Source organism: Paratissierella segnis, assembly GCF_014385195.1.
GTDB classification, from domain to species: Bacteria; Bacillota; Clostridia; order Tissierellales; family Tissierellaceae; genus Paratissierella; species Paratissierella segnis.
In genome coordinates this window covers 46,238-60,743 of sequence record NZ_JACRTG010000034.1, presented here as the reverse complement: position 1 = coordinate 60,743, position 14,506 = coordinate 46,238, and the positions used below count along the sequence as shown (strand labels likewise).

Genomic DNA, 14,506 nt, shown 5'->3' with positions numbered 1-14,506 from the left:
TTTTCAATTTGGAGTGAATCGGCTAGTCCGCAGCTGATAGGTTGAACAAAGCGGTTAACATCTAGCACTGAGTTGTGTTGGAGATAGAAGCCCAGATAGCTCAGTCGGTAGAGCAGTAGACTGAAAATCTACGTGTCGCTGGTTCGATTCCGGCTCTGGGCACCATTTATACAATTTGGCAAATCACGATGCACAATGCACAATTAGCGTTTGTCATTCCGACTTTGACGGAGGGATTTCTGGGTTTAGACCCTTGAGATAGACCTTAGTAATTGTGAATTATGAACTGCGAACTGTGAATTGAATATGCGGAAGTGGCTCAGTGGTAGAGCATCGCCTTGCCAAGGCGAGGGTCGCGAGTTCGAATCTCGTCTTCCGCTTAAGGTATGGCGCCATAGCCAAGTGGCAAGGCAGAGGTCTGCAAAACCTTTATCCCCGGTTCAAATCCGGGTGGCGCCTCCAATAAAATCAACGGGTTCAGGACTTACATAAAAACTTAAAATCTCAAATCTGTCCTAAATCTGTCCATCATAAAAAAGAAAATCTCCCTGGCTAGAGGGAGATAATGAAATAAAAAGATTATTTGCTAGAATCTATTGCCTTATCGAAAATTTGGGCAGTAGATTTTTTTATTTCTTCTGTGACATGGATGTAAATATCATCTGTGGTAGATACCCTTGAATGTCTAAGCCTTTTAGATATCTCTTGACTGTCAGCTCCAGCAGAGTAGAGAATAGTAGCATGGGAGTGCCTTAGCCCATGGAAGGTAATCCTGTCGATACCTCTTTCCTCCGCAAATTTCTTAGCAAATTTAGTGAATGTCCTTGATATATATGTCGGTCTTAAAGGCCTACCATCGTCCCAACAACAAATGTATTCTAAATCAACACCGTTCTTTAGCTTATGTTTCTTTTGTTCTTTCAGGACAGATTTGAGGACAAATGTTAATTCCTTAGTTAAGGCAACCTTAGCTTCACTTGCGGGTGTTTTAGTGTCTTCTAGTACTAAACCCTCACCTTTCTTTTCTACCATGTTGTGGTTGACTGTTAGGTATCCTTTTTTCAAATTAATATCATACTTTCCTCTAAGAGCACTAATTTCTCCCTCTCTAAGTCCGGTGTGATATGCTATAAATACGGGAAGATATATTGTTTCATCTTTAATATATTCAAGGAATTCATTAATTGTTTTAACATCCCAGAACTTAATTTTTCTTTTATCATCAGCTGGTGGGCTTGCTAGAGTTACCACATTTTTAGAAACAAGTTCCCATTTAACAGCCTGATCCATTGCCAATTTAAACATTTTATGAGTTTTGAGAATTGTCCCATCCATATATCTTCTTTTAGTAGTTTTATTTTTTAATGTGATCATTTCCTTAGACATCTTATTATAGAATTCATCTACCATTTTAGTTTTCAATTTATTTACCCTAACTTGTCCCAGGTGAGCTTTTATACAATCAATGAATACATTGTATCGCCTTTCTGTATTATATGCTTTCTTGCCTTTAATAAAGGTCTCAAACCAATCGTCTAAAAATGTACTTAATGCCATATCACCTTTAGGAGTTAATTCTCCATTTTCATATTGCTCTTGAATCTTTACTTCCCATGTTTTAGCTTTTTTTAAGTTTTCTCTATTTTGTGGCTTAAATGTTTTAGTTTTTCTTACTTTTTTACCGGTTATTTCATCTACCCCTAAAAAAACTTCTACATAATAACCACCTTCAACTTCTCTTATTGCCAATTTTATTTCACCTCCTTCTACTTTATTTTAACTGCTATTGTTAACGTTAAGCTCACGTAAGGTTATACCATTAACCTTAGCTTGTCCTCTGCAGTGTTACCAGCACTATGGGGGATTTTTTAAGTGCTTTCGCTTTTGATGCTATATTAATATTGTTATTTTTACTATAGGATCTCTCTTATCAACAATTAAATCTCCATATGCGTCTATACACTTAGAGTTTCCACCATGAATATCAGCTTTAATTTCTTTACTCTTAATTAGCTCCTTATAATATTGTTCATTTAATGGTCTAGGAACATACCCTATTTTATAATCACCAAGATAGATCTCTATAGCATTTTTATCATGTTTGTTTCTAGGTTCAGGGGTTAATCTTATATCTTTAATATTACTCATCCATGAATACTGATACAAAGGTTTACTAGAATATTTTGCATCAATCCACTGATCTCTAGCATACTCTTTTTGCCATTTAGATATATTGTCTATGTATTCACCCCAAGAGCTAACTTCAAATTCAATAGGAATTAACTTTTTAATATTTCGTTTATTAATACCATCCTTTAACTTATTTAGAAATTCCATTAGATCCCTCCTCTCGTTTGATTTCATTAAGCCAATACAAATCCTCACTTAAATTTCTATATCTCACATTGACCATTTCTTTACTTACACCTAAAAATTTAGCAATATTATGTATGCTTTGTCCTTTTAGATTTTCTGCCCATTCAATAGGGAATAGGATGTTTTGAGCGAAAGTATCGGCTTGATATTCCCATATTCCTTTATTTTTATTGTTAGTCAATATCTTAGTAGGTACATAAAGATGGTGAAATAAGACGATATGTCCTATCTCATGTGAAATTGTAAACCGTTGTCTTGCCCTAGGCTTGTCCTTATTATAGAAAATAGAAAATCTGCTATGCTCATAAAAGGTATATCCATCTTTAGATATTAGCATTAATTCCTTATCAGCTTCTCCGAAAGGAATTAGATTCCAATCTTTAGATTTACAGAATGTATCCATGTCCATATATAAAAAATCTGGATTATCCGATATAAAACTATGTATCTTTCTGTATAGTGTATATTTTGACATCCATTCTTCCATTCCCAAATCCCCTTTCAACCAAGACGTACCTTTATGATAGAACATATGTTTAAAATAGTCAATGATTTAAGCGAATTTTTATTCTTTATTCTTTCTCTCAAATTCTTTTATCATGGACCTAATTAAATCTAATTGAACATCCGTAAGGTCGTTTGCTTCTCTCGCTAAAATTTTTGCTTTTTCATTCTCTCCACTTTCCTCTCCTAATAGCAAATATTCCATAGAAGTACCTAAAACATCAGCAACCCTTTGAAGTTTATCTGCAGTTGGTGTGGATTTATTCCATCTTGCTGCTACACCGTTACCTATATCAGCTTTTCTTTCTACTTCTGCTACAGTCATGTCTTGTTTTGCTGCCAACAATTTTATGCGGTCTAATATTCCTTCGTTTTTCACTTATTTACACACCTTTCAAGGGTGCTAAAAATATACTAAATAAAATGTAAAATAACCAGTTGACAAATAGCGTTAATTACATTATACTTAAAGTAAGCTAATTGGTAAGCATAAATTCAGCACCAAATAAATTTTATTAAATTTAAAAATATAGTATAAAGATGCTGGGGAGCAATTTTTTATACCGTGTTATTTTTATGCTTATATCTTAGCATAAATTACACCATTAGTCAACAATTAGCTATGTTAATTTTACATTCAACAAGAAAGAAGGTGAAATAAATGACATTTAACAAATTAACCTTTGAAGAACAAGCAATTATCTCAATGAAAAGAAAAAATATGACGTTGGGGGACGTTGCTAAAAAGCTAAATATTTCAATTCCATACGTATCAGACATAATCAAAGGTAATAGAAAAGCTGAAAAGTACAGAAGTAAGATAGTTGAACTGTTAGAGATAAAGGAGTAGGAGGTGAGAAGAGTGGATAAGAAGATTGAAGATATGACATTAACAGAAATACTCCGCCAACAGCTGGAACTATTAGCGGAGCGTTCGCAAGATTGCTTAAATGAAGAATTACCTTCATTAACAAAAGCTATGCTGGAAATCTATCATGTAATCGTTTAGTATCTGATTTCACTTTTTTGGGTAGGGTTACTAAATCTAGTTCGGATTTTAAGGTAGGCTTCATTGTATTTATCAACGATTTCTTCAGGTGTCGCATTTGATAAATCTTGATTCTGTAAATATAGCATAGTCAATGCAGAAATTTTATTTGATGGAAATGTAGATAAGCTAACATTGTCAGACATGTATATTCTCCTTTCATAGATACTCAGCTACTGTAATAGCCTGTACTCTAATTATAGGAGGATATTGGAAGAAATACAACAACCACAAGAAGCGAGGTGAGATAAGTGGAATTAGAAAAAAGAATAGAAGAGTTAGAGAAAAGAGTAGCTGCTCTAGAGGTGCAAGCTCAAGAACAGCCGAAATTAAATCAAACAATACTAATCAATGGACCCGATTGTAACCCCAATGATGTGGTCAAAAAATACCGTCAAATGCGCAATATTTGTGGTAGAGCCGTTGTTGTGTAATACTTTTGCATTTTGTAGAAGAATATATCCATCATTCCCAGGCAGTGATCCTTCTATTGATGATTTCTCTTTGAAATTTTTGACAACTGTATTAATTAGGGCAGGAATTACTTCTGTCAGCTCACCATTTTCATCAGTCTTAATATTGGCTACTTTACCAATAATAGTACCTGCAGCAGTTAACAATACGATTGAACTGTCTTTAAGTTCTTCTAAATTTGTGCTTAAAGCAAAGTTCATTATTATTTCTTTTTTTAACGTAGGTTCCATAAAAATTCACCCCCCCCTTCTTAGGTAAATTTTACCACATAGGGAGAACAAAACAAAGGAGGGTTAGAAAATGTTAACTGCCCAAGACAAAGAAGATTTAATAAAAATATTACAAAGAGATAATGAAAGGCTTGAAAGACTCTTGAAATATCAAGTAGAAACAATTGGGAATCAGGCAACAGCTTATTCAATAATTTATATAAACGCAAATTTAAATAAAAATAATAAGCTACTAAGAAAATTAATAGCTACAAACGAGTAGGATGTGAGATTATATGAAACCAATAATTTATACCACAAAAGACTTAGCTACTATTTTAGGCGTATCAGATGAAACGGTTCGGCGAGAAATTAAGAGGGGAAGGCTCAAATGTTTCTACGTAGGGGACCAAGCTAGGTTTACACAGGTACACATAGAGGATTATATGAATGTAAAAGACTTTGGAATGACTACTAGGGAGATAGAACTAGAAAAAGAGAAAAAGCAACTTCTTGAAGTCATTGCAGAGAAAGATAGGACCATTAAAGAAATAAAAAATTTTATATTAAAGGAGGTCTAAACAATGACAAATGAACAGGCTATAGAATATCTTTCAGAAAGCACAGTAGAACATAAAATAGACGATTCATTTGCAGAAATGCACAACGAAGCTATTAGCTTAGCAATACAAGCGTTAGAAAAACAGAAAGTAGCTAGAGATTATTTAGAACAACTAAGAAATAGAAATGAACATTTGGCGTTAAAAATAGTTGTGGAAAGTGTATTAGAGGATATTTTAATCGAAGGTGATAACAATGCTATTTAAGATCACATCACTAATCATCTTAACTATTCTTACATTAAGACAAGCTATTATTTCAACTTCAAGAAGTACAAGCTCTAACGATAACAAAATGGCTTTGATATTATTTCCGACTCTGACAATGTGGCTCATGGTCCTGGGGGTGATATAGGTGGCTAAAAACAAATTTGAAGCATATAAAAATGTAGGACTATCACAGAAAGCAGAAAGAAACTTCAATATTCTAAGGGGCGTTGTGATGGGTTCGTTGTTAGAAAATAGTGATAAAAAAGAACTATGTGAATTCCTTAATGACTGTGAGGAATACTTTGCGGGGGAGGATTTGGAAGATGAGGATGACCTATAAACAAATTAAAAATCTCATTAAAGGCAAGACACTCAAGGAATACATTATTTCTAATATGATTTATGCGGGGACTAAAACATTGATTTAAGGAGGCGAAGTAAACGTGGAAGGTACAGTAACTATCAGCCTTAAGGATTATGAAAAATTAAAAGGAGAAGCTGAGAAAAGCGACCATTATCTTGAATTGGCTGCAAGAAACGTTGAATTGTTAGAAAAGATTGCAGAGTTTCTTCACGGTGAAAAAATAGCAGAAGGTTTAGGTAAAGAAATAGATAAGGAATTAGAAAAATGGTACGGATATACGGATAAGGGAGGGTTGTAAAATGTGTAAGGAATGTAAATGGTTTCAAAAATACAATGGGTATGCTGGGTATTGCTCAGTATGGGAACTTGACATGAAAAGCAATGAAGAGTGTGAAGATTTTGAGGAGGCTGATTAAATGAAATGTTTTGCAGATACAGAGAAGGGTTGTTCAGCATTAACTAAGAAGCAATGTGATGATTGCTCATTTTTTAAGACTCAAGAACAAGTCAATCAAGAAAACAAACTAATTCAAGAAAGATTGATTCAAATTGGGAGAGTGAAAGGGGATGAATGACAAGGTATTTAAAGAAGCTGCTAGGCTAATCAAAGAAAATCCTAATTTGAAATGTTACGAGGCTATGATTGAAGCAAAGAAAATTCTAAAAGAAAAGGCTAAGGAGGATTCAAAATGAAACGAACTTGTAGCTGTGGAGAAATTCCTGGGAAGAAGACAATTTTACAAAATTATGTTGATGTAGGAATAACTACAGAGTTTCAAGACAATGGAGTTTTTAAGAATAACAAAGCATTAATTTTAGAAAATAACTATTGCCCACAATGCGGAAAAGAGTATGAAAAAGCCCCTATCGCCGACCAAGCAAATTAGGGACTAAGAAAATAATACTATTTCCTCTATTGTAGCACAGTAGGGGAATCGAAACAAGGAGGAAAACACAATGGAATATGTAAGTAAATCAGATATGGAAATAACAATAAAATATTTAATTGAAGAAAAGTCACAACTTGAAAGAGACATTAGAACAGGTGAAGAAGCTAAAAAGGCAATTGTATATACTAAGGAAAAACTAGAAAAAGTAATGTCTCAATATTTAGAGGGTTAATATGAATTGTCCAAATTGTAAAAGAGAAGTTGTATCAAAGAAAAATGCAATATTCAAATGCGTATGTGGAAGGACCTTAATTATAGTAGAGATAAATAAAATAAAGCAAATTGTTGATGTTACTAAGGAGGATAAATAGATGAATGCAATATTAGAAATGGAATTAGAAGATTTGGAAGAAGTAGTTGTTGATGAAGAAAATAAAGAAGAAGCTAAGGAAAGGTTTAAAATCAAGGATTTAGATGGAGCTAATTGGGCTCTTAGGAAGTTGAAGGCTATAGCTTCTAAGAAAAGAGAAATAGAGACATTAGCAGATAAAGAAGTAGAACCATATAAATTAGAAATAGAAAAAATTTTAGAATGGAGAGATAACGAATTAGCATCATATGATAAGTCTATTGATTTCTTTTATTTCCTCTTAGAAGAGTATTATAGAGAACAAAGAAAGTTAGATCCTAAATTCAAAATATCTACTCCATACGGAAAAGTATCATCTAGGAAGCAACAACCTAAGTGGAATTATGATGAGGACAAGCTTGTTGGGTGGCTTAAAGCCAATGATGATAAGTTTGTAAAGGTACAGTACTCACCTATGAAAGCAGAATTGAAGAAAGCATATATAGTTGCAGGTAATAGTGTAGTTACTGAAGATGGTGAAGTAGTTGATGGCATAGTAATAGAAGAGCAGCCAGATTCGATAAATATTAAGGTGGAGGCGTAGAAATGCCTAGAGGATTTAAAAAATATGATTTTGTGAAGGTTGTCATGCTCGCGGATGCAAAAGAGCAAGCAAGGCTAATAGAAGCTGAGGGCATGATAGCAGATGTAACAGAAAGTGAATATCCATATGAAGTATTTTTCTTTGATAGAAATTTTCAAAGATTCAGCCTTGAAAATGGAATATACTGCTGGAAAGATTATCAATTGGAGGCGATATAGGTGAACGATGAAAATATGATGATGAGTCTAATAGATAGTATTGACGTTAGTTCCATGATAGGCACATTAAACAAAATTTCTCAAGTTCAAGCAGTAGTGCAAAGTCAATTAAAGCCGGGACATGACCATGATGTCATTCCCGGTACAAATAAACCTACATTACTTAAACCCGGAGCTGAGAAAATACTAATGATGTTTGGGTTAACTTCTGAATATGAAATCATTGATAGAATTGAAGATTATGACAAAGGTATATTTGCTTACACTATAAGATGCGTTCTATCAAAAAACGGTCAAAAGATAACTGAAGGTGTAGGGTCATGTAATAGTAAAGAAAACAAGTATAGATGGAGATGGGTGAAAGAATCTGATCTACCAGTAGGTATTGATATAAATTCACTCAAACAGAGAACGAATAAATGGGGTAAGACAGAATATCAAGTTGAGAATGATGAGATATATAGCCAAGCAAATACAATACTGAAGATGGCTAAGAAAAGAGCGCAAATTGATGCAACATTAACTGTTGCCAGTTTATCGGAAGTATTCACACAAGATATTGAGGATATGAAGGAACTCTTCCAACAAGAGAACATTGAGACTATGACTGATGTTGAAAGTAAGAATATCAAGCTTACTTTTGGTAAACACAAAGGGAAAACTATTGGTGAAGTATACGATGAAGCACCTGATTATATTGAGTGGTTAGTACAAAATACTAAAGATGAAGTAATTAGAAAGGCTTGTAAAATGGTATTAACTCCACCTAAAGGTAATAAGGGGACACAATATAAGAGTAATAAAGACACTTCAGATGTTGATCCTGAAACTGGTGAGATATATAATATACCGCTACCATGGGATGATAATGGCGATGAAGATACACAGTTTTAAATTAGGGGGATTATTCCCCCTTCAATCACTAAATAAGGGTGATAACTAGATGAACTATATAAAAGAACTTAATGCGTTTTATGATTGGCTCGAAACAAATTCATTGTCTACATCTGCAATTGCTTTATGGCATGCTTTGATGCACATAAACAATAAGGCTGGATGGGCAGAAGAATTTGGGGTAGCTGCATCTGTATTATGTATTAAGACAGGATTAGCTGATAGAACAATTAGAAGTGCTAGAAATGAACTGAAGCAAAAAGGAAGAATTGAATGGAATACTAGGAGAGGAAATCAATCGGCAATATATAAAATGATACCCTTGATAGATAATTTGCCGGCAATAAGTGCCGGTAATAAGTGCCAACAGGATGATAACAATCCATTGTCGGTAATAAATGCCGACAAATATGCCGGCAACCATGCCGACAAGTGTACCGACAGTAGTGCCGGCAACCATGCCACATTAAATAAACTAAACAAAACTAAACGAAACGATATTTATAGTACTAGTACCGGATCTGAAGATGAGAGATTTGTTTCTGATAAAGAATTTTCTGAACTGGCAAAACTATATCAGCAAGTAATAGGACAGCCTAATGCATTTACAGCTCAATGGATTAGTGATGTTAAAGCTGCCTATGGCTTTGAGTGGGTTAAAAATGCAATGCTTGAAGCTGAAAGCAGAGGGAAACGATCTAAAAAATACACTGAAGGCATTCTTGAAAATTGGAAATCAAATGGAGGTATGAAATTGTCATCCGATAAAGCAGATATAAATAAAAAAAGAACAAAGTTTCATAACTTTGAGCAGAGGTCGGATAATTATACCAATGACCAGCTAGAAGAAATTATGGAAAAAAAGAGACAGGCTGCCATGGAACGAATGAAAGGGGAGAAGTCTATATGACACTGACTAAAGAAGAACAGAAGAGGATAACCACAGCAGTAGATGAAGCTGCTAGGCTGCTAAAAGATAATCCAACATGGACATATAAGCAAGCTATTGCTAAAGCTAAGGAGATTACTGAAAAGAAGGTGGTTTAATGAAACTTAAAAATATAAGTAATATCAAATGGATAGGTGGTAAACACGGTAAAGAGGAAAGATATATAGAACTTATGTCAGAACATAAGATATTTGTGGATTGCTTCTTTGGAAGTGGAGCGGTACCGTTTTATAAAGAGGTAATTAACCCAGCAAAACTAACAATAGTTAATGATATAAATGATAAGCTTATGAATTACATGTTAGTATTAAAAGACAATCCGGAAAGGTTGTATAGAGAATGTTCAGCACTTCCATTCTCAGAAAAGTTGTATGAAATATACAAATGGGAACCTTGGCCAGAAGATGAAATTGAGTCTGCAGTTAGATTTTATTATATGATGCGTGTGTGTTTTGCAGGTGGGGGACATAAGTATAGAAATGGAATAGGTCTTAGTAAATCAGTTAATAAAGCTAAGCAGCTAGTAGGTGCAACTGAGTTAATACCTAAAATGGCTGAGCTGATAAGGAACTGGACTATTCTTTGTAGAGATTTTGAAGATGTAATAGATTTTTATGACACTAAAGATACATTATTCTTTCTAGACCCTCCATATCATGAACGTGAAGATTTATATGCAGGAGGATTTAAAGAAGAGGATCATAAAAGATTAAAGAAAAAGCTAGACAGTATTCAAGGCAAAGCAATGGTCTGTTACTATCCAAGTGATTTAATTGATGATTTATATCATGATTGGTACAGGACTGAATATAGTACGGCCAGCCAAATTAGAGTTAGAAAAGATGGGGATAAACAACCAATGCGTACAGAATTAATACTAATGAACTATAGACCTAATATACAAATTGATTTTTTAAAAAAGGAGTTGATAATTTGAGTTACCACAAAGGAGATGCATTTGAAGAAATAATTAATATATCAAATAAAACTTATAAAAGAAAAGGAATTGCATTAGTACAGAAAATAGCTACTCCGATGAAACCAATTCGAAGAGGAAAACAAATAGTATCAGCTTATTATGAAGAAAAAAGCACATTAGATTATATAGGGCTATATAACGGAACACCTATAGCATTTGATGCAAAAGAGACTAAAGAAGAAAATAGGTTTCCTCTTAGTAATGTAGCTGACCATCAAATAGACTTCATGGGTGAATGGGATAAATACGGTGGAATAACATTTCTATTAGTGAATTTTGTAAAATTAGATAAAACATTTAGATTAGAATGGGAAATTTTAAACAAATACTGGGAGCAATACAAAAACAATAAAGGGAAAAGAGGCTTTGGAAGCATACCTATAGGTGAGTTTGAAAATAGCTGTAAAAGACTTAAATCAAAAGATGGAATAATGTTAGATTACCTGGAGGGGATAAAGTGAAAAATATAAGAATTACAGATGATAGCACAGGAGAAATAATTCTTGAAAAAGAGTTTTCAGGTGGATATCACTTTATATATACAAACTTAGATGACAGCGGAAAATTACACCAAATAAGAGAATTAGATAATGCTAAATTCGGTGATAGGCACTGGATCAAGAACTGGGTTTATAGACCTATAGCTGAAAAACTGGTAAAGAGATTTGAAGAGTTGGAACATATAAGGCCTCGTCTTATTCTTTTCTTAGAAGATATGGAATGGGAAGAACCAAAAAGCGATAAACCTAAAAAGCATTGGATTGCAAGAATAAGTAAATCTAATAAACAGTTTGCAGAAATAAGTGGTTATAAATACATTTTAGAGACTAGAAATTATTACATTGGAGAAATGCAAAGAGAGCAGATTATTGCATTACTTTATCATGAATTAAGACATATAGACCAATTTGGTGATCTGCAACCTCATGATACGGAAGATTGGAGCAATATGCTTGCTACATTGGGAACTGACTGGGCAACCACACAATCAAAAATACAAAATATTTTAGAAGATGATGTCATATGGAGAGAATTAGAACCACTAGCAAAACAGCTAAATGTGTTTAATTTCGAAGATTACAATAGGTCAAGTGATAAGGATAGGAAGGCACTATGATTATTATTGATAGAGACAGAAACTTATTAGCATATATGGGGAAAAAGAAGAGATTAATAAGGATTCTATCTATGACCGATGCTGGAGCTGTAGCTCAATATGAGTTAGCTGATGATCCAGGCAATATTTATATGCCATTGATAGAGAACGGTAGGAATGTAGAGACGTTTGAAATTATTGGGGAGAAGTTAACATTGATTTAGGAGGAGCTGAATGTGGACAAGGTGTTGGAGTTATGTTTAAGAAGTATCATTAGACATATTAGTGGAGACATGGAGTTATCAAAAGAATACCAAGAACTAGCCTTAGAAATTGATTTTGATACTAAGTGTATATGCAGAATTGAGGACCATATATCTAAAAACACAAAAAGAAATCTATATGAGATGGTGAGTTAAAGAAATATAAAAGACAGCATGGCAGTGTTTATAACTTCTTAAATGCTTACAGGAAAGTTGAAAGAATAGACAGGATACACCTACAACTTGGTTGGCTTAATGTGAATGAGTTAAAAACAGAGGCTGACTATATAGTATTAGATCATTGTGTAGTTCATATAGGAGAGCTAGAAAGTTATAGCTGGAAAGAAGATAAATATGAACCAGAAGATAGGAATGATCATACAATTAATGCTTCACAATATGGTTGGATACCGTTTAAAACTAAGATAGGAGTAGGAGGTTAAATTATGGAGAAAAGACTAGAACTTATAGATACGGAAGATGAATTTTATATAAAGATAGACGGTAAAGAAATACCTAATATTACAGAGTATTCTATTACCGCCAGGGCAGATAGTGGATTTATTGATTTAGATATAAAGTTTTCAATTCCTAATAATCAGAGAATTATTGTTAAATCAAAAAATCTCAAAATATTATAATCCTATTTGTGATTTTATCATGCTAGAGATTACTTGAGAAGCTACATTAATGAAAAAATGAAAGGATTGAATGATATGAGTGAAAATATAAAAGCAGCAGCAAAAGAAAAAGAAATATATAAAAGAGCTTTAGATAAATGGGGAACTGAACTTCAAATAGTCATGGTATTTGAGGAAGTGGCAGAGTTGCAAAAGGAACTTTCAAAGTGTCTCAGAGGCAAAGATAATAGATTAGAAATAGCTGAAGAAATAGCTGATGTTGAAATTATGTTGGCTCAAATGAAGATTTTATTTGGTATTCATGAAGCAGTAGAAAGACATAAGGAATATAAAATAAAAAGATTAGAGGAAAGATTAAATCTTTAGGAGGCAGCCATGGAGAACAAGAGGGACAAAATAGAAAAGCTAATAAATAATAAAATAGCTAGTACATTAGATAAACTTGAAAATGTTGAATGCCTAGACTATTTTGATATAGAGATCAAGGTCCATCAATATAATGTAGATGTTAGATGCACTATAAAAGATAAGGGGAGAGCGTATTAAACATAATGTAATTTATGTGAATTAAGAAAGGAGAATTTTAGATGATACTTAAAATTAACATAAACGATGAAGTAAAGGTTAAATTGACTGACTTTGGCATACAAATATTAAAAGAAAGACATGACCAACTAAATAAAAAGATTAAAGAATCTGGAGGGAAAGGTATAGAGTTTGTTTTAAGAATAGATAAGGATGGATATTATAAAACTCAACTTTACAATCTAATGAATACCTTTGGAGAATATATGACGGTAGGGAGCGAAGGTTTGCCGTTTGAAATAGAAATTGAGATTGAAGGAGGAAATTAAGTGGAATACCTAATCACTCAATATGAAATGTTTGGAAAATTAAACAAAGTAAAATTGTTAAAAGGAGAATTTGAAGTTATCGGGGATAAAGATATTATAGAGTTTGCCCATAGGCGTAGGCCTCATCTAATTAATTATGATGGGGAAAGAGCATATACAAAACTCCCTGAAGCTTTAGCAGAATATATGTATAATATTAAAGGTAGCTATAAGAAGTACAGACTTATATTTATTCCAGTTAACTGAACATATCAAGTATTATACGGCGTATAAAGGAGGGACATGATGCAGTTAAAAAAGGAAATTGAAGCATGCATTAAAAAGACATCTGAGAAAACAGCTATTGAGGTTATAGAACAATTTAAAAAACAAAGGCTTATAAAAAGTAATTTAAGTTTCTATAAAAAGACAGAGATAATACTTTATAATTATGAAAAACTAAAGCTAGCCGCAAAGCAGAAAGACGAGGACATAAAATACATTGAGGAAAATGGATTACCATCAAAGTCTAAATCTATTGTATTTTTTAGTATAACATCGGGGAATGTGACAGCAGGAGATAGATATGTTGAACTAATTGAAAAATACAGAGTTGAAAAAGCGGAAACCCTAAGAGATATAGCAAGAATAGATAATGCCTTAGATAAAGTAAGAGAGGATAAATACTTTAAGATAATTGAATTAAAGTATTTAGAGCAGAAGGCAAAAACAGATGAAGAATTAGCTGAAATATTAGAGAAAGACCAATCAACTATTACTAGAAACAGGAATAGACTTATAAATGAGTTGAAAACTATATTGTTCCCTGAAAGCATAAAGGAACTTTGGTAATAAATGCATAATTCGTGCATAATTCGTGCCATTGCATGTACTAAAATCTTATAGTAATATGATATTATCAATAAAAGTATATTAAAAGCAGCCAAAGGATTATGAGTTTATACTTGTACTTTCCTTGGTTGCT

At 33.1% G+C, this 14,506-nt stretch carries 35 protein-coding genes and 3 tRNA genes; 32 read left to right on the top strand and 6 right to left on the bottom strand.

What is annotated here, in order from left to right:
* Positions 1-89 precede the first annotated feature (89 nt).
* The 3 genes from H8707_RS14390 (at position 90) to H8707_RS14380 (ending at position 462) form a co-directional block, all read left to right on the top strand.
* A tRNA-Phe gene (locus H8707_RS14390) sits at positions 90-165 on the top strand.
* Positions 166-308: 143 nt separating this feature from the next.
* A tRNA-Gly gene (locus tag H8707_RS14385) sits at positions 309-380 on the top strand.
* An 8-nt stretch (positions 381-388) separates the two neighbouring features.
* A tRNA-Cys gene (locus H8707_RS14380) sits at positions 389-462 on the top strand.
* 117 nt (positions 463-579) lie between these two features.
* Here H8707_RS14380 and H8707_RS14375 read toward each other — a convergent pair.
* The 4 genes from H8707_RS14375 to H8707_RS14360 all read right to left on the bottom strand — a co-directional run bounded on the left by H8707_RS14375 (position 580) and on the right by H8707_RS14360 (position 3,259).
* Positions 580-1,749, bottom strand: coding sequence for a tyrosine-type recombinase/integrase (locus H8707_RS14375; RefSeq protein ID WP_262430845.1), 1,170 nt, complete (start codon positions 1,747-1,749; stop codon positions 580-582).
* A 141-nt stretch (positions 1,750-1,890) separates the two neighbouring features.
* A complete protein-coding gene (locus tag H8707_RS14370; protein WP_262430844.1) occupies positions 1,891-2,337 on the bottom strand; it encodes an HIRAN domain-containing protein in 447 nt (148 codons plus the stop codon).
* On the bottom strand, positions 2,321-2,863 hold the full coding sequence (locus tag H8707_RS14365; RefSeq protein ID WP_262430843.1) for an ImmA/IrrE family metallo-endopeptidase: 543 nt from the start codon (positions 2,861-2,863) through the stop codon (positions 2,321-2,323). Before H8707_RS14365 ends, H8707_RS14370 begins: the two co-directional genes overlap by 17 nt.
* A 78-nt stretch (positions 2,864-2,941) precedes the next feature.
* Positions 2,942-3,259, bottom strand: a complete 318-nt coding sequence (locus tag H8707_RS14360) for a helix-turn-helix domain-containing protein (protein ID WP_262430842.1) — start codon at positions 3,257-3,259, stop codon at positions 2,942-2,944.
* Between the two features lie 282 nt (positions 3,260-3,541).
* Here H8707_RS14360 and H8707_RS14355 point away from each other — a divergent pair, with 282 nt between their 5' ends.
* Both H8707_RS14355 and H8707_RS14350 read left to right on the top strand, forming a co-directional pair.
* Positions 3,542-3,730 (top strand): helix-turn-helix domain-containing protein, encoded by a 189-nt coding sequence (locus H8707_RS14355; RefSeq protein ID WP_262430841.1) that lies wholly within the window; start codon positions 3,542-3,544, stop codon positions 3,728-3,730.
* A gap of 12 nt (positions 3,731-3,742) precedes the next feature.
* Positions 3,743-3,889: a hypothetical protein gene (locus H8707_RS14350; RefSeq protein WP_262430840.1), complete on the top strand. Its 147-nt coding sequence runs from the start codon at positions 3,743-3,745 to the stop codon at positions 3,887-3,889.
* Here H8707_RS14350 and H8707_RS14345 read toward each other — a convergent pair.
* Complete coding sequence (locus H8707_RS14345; protein WP_262430839.1) at positions 3,886-4,074, bottom strand: hypothetical protein; 189 nt, start codon at positions 4,072-4,074, stop codon at positions 3,886-3,888. The genes H8707_RS14350 and H8707_RS14345 overlap by 4 nt on opposite strands.
* A gap of 198 nt (positions 4,075-4,272) precedes the next feature.
* Entirely contained in the window at positions 4,273-4,632 is a 360-nt protein-coding gene (locus H8707_RS14340) for a hypothetical protein (protein WP_262430838.1), read from the bottom strand.
* Positions 4,633-4,702: 70 nt separating this feature from the next.
* Here H8707_RS14340 and H8707_RS14335 point away from each other — a divergent pair, with 70 nt between their 5' ends.
* The 27 genes from H8707_RS14335 to H8707_RS14205 all read left to right on the top strand — a co-directional run bounded on the left by H8707_RS14335 (position 4,703) and on the right by H8707_RS14205 (position 14,373).
* Positions 4,703-4,894 (top strand): hypothetical protein, encoded by a 192-nt coding sequence (locus tag H8707_RS14335; protein WP_262430837.1) that lies wholly within the window; start codon positions 4,703-4,705, stop codon positions 4,892-4,894.
* Positions 4,895-4,907: 13 nt separating this feature from the next.
* Positions 4,908-5,192, top strand: coding sequence for a helix-turn-helix domain-containing protein (locus H8707_RS14330; protein WP_262430836.1), 285 nt, complete (start codon positions 4,908-4,910; stop codon positions 5,190-5,192).
* 3 nt (positions 5,193-5,195) lie between these two features.
* Positions 5,196-5,438 (top strand): hypothetical protein, encoded by a 243-nt coding sequence (locus tag H8707_RS14325; protein WP_262430835.1) that lies wholly within the window; start codon positions 5,196-5,198, stop codon positions 5,436-5,438.
* A gap of 148 nt (positions 5,439-5,586) precedes the next feature.
* Entirely contained in the window at positions 5,587-5,781 is a 195-nt protein-coding gene (locus H8707_RS14320; protein WP_262430834.1) for a hypothetical protein, read from the top strand.
* Between the two features lie 103 nt (positions 5,782-5,884).
* On the top strand, positions 5,885-6,103 hold the full coding sequence (locus H8707_RS14315) for a hypothetical protein (protein WP_262430833.1): 219 nt from the start codon (positions 5,885-5,887) through the stop codon (positions 6,101-6,103).
* A gap of 118 nt (positions 6,104-6,221) precedes the next feature.
* On the top strand, positions 6,222-6,380 hold the full coding sequence (locus H8707_RS14310; RefSeq protein ID WP_262430832.1) for a hypothetical protein: 159 nt from the start codon (positions 6,222-6,224) through the stop codon (positions 6,378-6,380).
* Positions 6,373-6,498, top strand: coding sequence for a hypothetical protein (locus H8707_RS14305; protein ID WP_262430831.1), 126 nt, complete (start codon positions 6,373-6,375; stop codon positions 6,496-6,498). The genes H8707_RS14310 and H8707_RS14305 overlap by 8 nt, the downstream gene beginning before the upstream one ends.
* Positions 6,495-6,692: a hypothetical protein gene (locus tag H8707_RS14300; RefSeq protein WP_262430830.1), complete on the top strand. Its 198-nt coding sequence runs from the start codon at positions 6,495-6,497 to the stop codon at positions 6,690-6,692. The genes H8707_RS14305 and H8707_RS14300 overlap by 4 nt, the downstream gene beginning before the upstream one ends.
* Positions 6,693-6,762: 70 nt before the next feature.
* Complete coding sequence (locus tag H8707_RS14295) at positions 6,763-6,927, top strand: hypothetical protein (protein ID WP_262430829.1); 165 nt, start codon at positions 6,763-6,765, stop codon at positions 6,925-6,927.
* A 1-nt stretch (position 6,928) separates the two neighbouring features.
* Entirely contained in the window at positions 6,929-7,066 is a 138-nt protein-coding gene (locus H8707_RS14290; protein WP_262430828.1) for a hypothetical protein, read from the top strand.
* Positions 7,067-7,648, top strand: coding sequence for a host-nuclease inhibitor Gam family protein (locus H8707_RS14285; protein ID WP_262430827.1), 582 nt, complete (start codon positions 7,067-7,069; stop codon positions 7,646-7,648). It abuts the gene before it with no gap.
* A 2-nt stretch (positions 7,649-7,650) separates the two neighbouring features.
* A complete protein-coding gene (locus H8707_RS14280) occupies positions 7,651-7,866 on the top strand; it encodes a hypothetical protein (protein WP_262430826.1) in 216 nt (71 codons plus the stop codon).
* Positions 7,867-8,760, top strand: coding sequence for an exodeoxyribonuclease X C-terminal domain-containing protein (locus H8707_RS14275; RefSeq protein ID WP_262430825.1), 894 nt, complete (start codon positions 7,867-7,869; stop codon positions 8,758-8,760). It abuts the gene before it with no gap.
* 49 nt (positions 8,761-8,809) lie between these two features.
* Positions 8,810-9,670, top strand: coding sequence for a helix-turn-helix domain-containing protein (locus H8707_RS14270; protein ID WP_262430824.1), 861 nt, complete (start codon positions 8,810-8,812; stop codon positions 9,668-9,670).
* On the top strand, positions 9,667-9,807 hold the full coding sequence (locus H8707_RS14265; RefSeq protein ID WP_262430823.1) for a hypothetical protein: 141 nt from the start codon (positions 9,667-9,669) through the stop codon (positions 9,805-9,807). Before H8707_RS14270 ends, H8707_RS14265 begins: the two co-directional genes overlap by 4 nt.
* Positions 9,807-10,646, top strand: coding sequence for a DNA adenine methylase (locus tag H8707_RS14260; RefSeq protein ID WP_262430822.1), 840 nt, complete (start codon positions 9,807-9,809; stop codon positions 10,644-10,646). The genes H8707_RS14265 and H8707_RS14260 overlap by 1 nt, the downstream gene beginning before the upstream one ends.
* Positions 10,643-11,149 carry a Holliday junction resolvase RecU gene (locus tag H8707_RS14255; RefSeq protein WP_262430821.1) on the top strand — a complete coding sequence of 169 codons (507 nt, stop codon included), beginning with the start codon at positions 10,643-10,645 and terminating at the stop codon, positions 11,147-11,149. The genes H8707_RS14260 and H8707_RS14255 overlap by 4 nt, the downstream gene beginning before the upstream one ends.
* Positions 11,146-11,805, top strand: a complete 660-nt coding sequence (locus H8707_RS14250) for a putative metallopeptidase (protein WP_262430820.1) — start codon at positions 11,146-11,148, stop codon at positions 11,803-11,805. The genes H8707_RS14255 and H8707_RS14250 overlap by 4 nt, the downstream gene beginning before the upstream one ends.
* Positions 11,806-11,876: 71 nt before the next feature.
* A complete protein-coding gene (locus H8707_RS14245; RefSeq protein WP_262430819.1) occupies positions 11,877-12,008 on the top strand; it encodes a hypothetical protein in 132 nt (43 codons plus the stop codon).
* A 12-nt stretch (positions 12,009-12,020) separates the two neighbouring features.
* Entirely contained in the window at positions 12,021-12,203 is a 183-nt protein-coding gene (locus H8707_RS14240) for a hypothetical protein (protein ID WP_262430818.1), read from the top strand.
* Between the two features lie 101 nt (positions 12,204-12,304).
* Positions 12,305-12,490 carry a hypothetical protein gene (locus tag H8707_RS14235; protein WP_262430817.1) on the top strand — a complete coding sequence of 62 codons (186 nt, stop codon included), beginning with the start codon at positions 12,305-12,307 and terminating at the stop codon, positions 12,488-12,490.
* Between the two features lie 3 nt (positions 12,491-12,493).
* A complete protein-coding gene (locus H8707_RS14230) occupies positions 12,494-12,688 on the top strand; it encodes a hypothetical protein (protein WP_262430816.1) in 195 nt (64 codons plus the stop codon).
* Positions 12,689-12,745: 57 nt separating this feature from the next.
* Positions 12,746-13,054, top strand: coding sequence for a nucleoside triphosphate pyrophosphohydrolase family protein (locus H8707_RS14225; RefSeq protein WP_262430815.1), 309 nt, complete (start codon positions 12,746-12,748; stop codon positions 13,052-13,054).
* Positions 13,055-13,063: 9 nt separating this feature from the next.
* Positions 13,064-13,234, top strand: a complete 171-nt coding sequence (locus H8707_RS14220; protein ID WP_262430814.1) for a hypothetical protein — start codon at positions 13,064-13,066, stop codon at positions 13,232-13,234.
* Between the two features lie 41 nt (positions 13,235-13,275).
* The gene (locus tag H8707_RS14215; RefSeq protein ID WP_262430813.1) at positions 13,276-13,542 is read left to right on the top strand and encodes a hypothetical protein; all 267 of its coding nucleotides are present in this window, start codon (positions 13,276-13,278) and stop codon (positions 13,540-13,542) included.
* Positions 13,543-13,788, top strand: a complete 246-nt coding sequence (locus H8707_RS14210; protein WP_262430812.1) for a hypothetical protein — start codon at positions 13,543-13,545, stop codon at positions 13,786-13,788.
* 39 nt (positions 13,789-13,827) lie between these two features.
* A complete protein-coding gene (locus H8707_RS14205) occupies positions 13,828-14,373 on the top strand; it encodes a hypothetical protein (protein ID WP_262430811.1) in 546 nt (181 codons plus the stop codon).
* Positions 14,374-14,506 lie beyond the last annotated feature (133 nt).

Excerpts from the sequence above, each read along its gene's own strand:
- H8707_RS14370 (WP_262430844.1), bottom strand. The coding sequence starts at position 2,337 with ATGGAATTTCTAAATAAGTTAAAGGATGGTATTAATAAACGAAATATT.
- H8707_RS14365 (WP_262430843.1), bottom strand. The coding sequence starts at position 2,863 with ATGGAAGAATGGATGTCAAAATATACACTATACAGAAAGATACATAGT.
- H8707_RS14355 (WP_262430841.1), top strand. The coding sequence starts at position 3,542 with ATGACATTTAACAAATTAACCTTTGAAGAACAAGCAATTATCTCAATG.
- H8707_RS14345 (WP_262430839.1), bottom strand. The coding sequence starts at position 4,074 with ATGTCTGACAATGTTAGCTTATCTACATTTCCATCAAATAAAATTTCT.
- H8707_RS14340 (WP_262430838.1), bottom strand. The coding sequence starts at position 4,632 with ATGGAACCTACGTTAAAAAAAGAAATAATAATGAACTTTGCTTTAAGC.
- H8707_RS14335 (WP_262430837.1), top strand. The coding sequence starts at position 4,703 with ATGTTAACTGCCCAAGACAAAGAAGATTTAATAAAAATATTACAAAGA.
- H8707_RS14330 (WP_262430836.1), top strand. The coding sequence starts at position 4,908 with ATGAAACCAATAATTTATACCACAAAAGACTTAGCTACTATTTTAGGC.
- H8707_RS14325 (WP_262430835.1), top strand. The coding sequence starts at position 5,196 with ATGACAAATGAACAGGCTATAGAATATCTTTCAGAAAGCACAGTAGAA.
- H8707_RS14310 (WP_262430832.1), top strand. The coding sequence starts at position 6,222 with ATGAAATGTTTTGCAGATACAGAGAAGGGTTGTTCAGCATTAACTAAG.
- H8707_RS14305 (WP_262430831.1), top strand. The coding sequence starts at position 6,373 with ATGAATGACAAGGTATTTAAAGAAGCTGCTAGGCTAATCAAAGAAAAT.
- H8707_RS14300 (WP_262430830.1), top strand. The coding sequence starts at position 6,495 with ATGAAACGAACTTGTAGCTGTGGAGAAATTCCTGGGAAGAAGACAATT.
- H8707_RS14295 (WP_262430829.1), top strand. The coding sequence starts at position 6,763 with ATGGAATATGTAAGTAAATCAGATATGGAAATAACAATAAAATATTTA.
- H8707_RS14290 (WP_262430828.1), top strand. The coding sequence starts at position 6,929 with ATGAATTGTCCAAATTGTAAAAGAGAAGTTGTATCAAAGAAAAATGCA.
- H8707_RS14285 (WP_262430827.1), top strand. The coding sequence starts at position 7,067 with ATGAATGCAATATTAGAAATGGAATTAGAAGATTTGGAAGAAGTAGTT.
- H8707_RS14280 (WP_262430826.1), top strand. The coding sequence starts at position 7,651 with ATGCCTAGAGGATTTAAAAAATATGATTTTGTGAAGGTTGTCATGCTC.
- H8707_RS14270 (WP_262430824.1), top strand. The coding sequence starts at position 8,810 with ATGAACTATATAAAAGAACTTAATGCGTTTTATGATTGGCTCGAAACA.
- H8707_RS14265 (WP_262430823.1), top strand. The coding sequence starts at position 9,667 with ATGACACTGACTAAAGAAGAACAGAAGAGGATAACCACAGCAGTAGAT.
- H8707_RS14260 (WP_262430822.1), top strand. The coding sequence starts at position 9,807 with ATGAAACTTAAAAATATAAGTAATATCAAATGGATAGGTGGTAAACAC.
- H8707_RS14245 (WP_262430819.1), top strand. The coding sequence starts at position 11,877 with ATGACCGATGCTGGAGCTGTAGCTCAATATGAGTTAGCTGATGATCCA.
- H8707_RS14230 (WP_262430816.1), top strand. The coding sequence starts at position 12,494 with ATGGAGAAAAGACTAGAACTTATAGATACGGAAGATGAATTTTATATA.
- H8707_RS14225 (WP_262430815.1), top strand. The coding sequence starts at position 12,746 with ATGAAAGGATTGAATGATATGAGTGAAAATATAAAAGCAGCAGCAAAA.
- H8707_RS14220 (WP_262430814.1), top strand. The coding sequence starts at position 13,064 with ATGGAGAACAAGAGGGACAAAATAGAAAAGCTAATAAATAATAAAATA.
- H8707_RS14215 (WP_262430813.1), top strand. The coding sequence starts at position 13,276 with ATGATACTTAAAATTAACATAAACGATGAAGTAAAGGTTAAATTGACT.
- H8707_RS14205 (WP_262430811.1), top strand. The coding sequence starts at position 13,828 with ATGCAGTTAAAAAAGGAAATTGAAGCATGCATTAAAAAGACATCTGAG.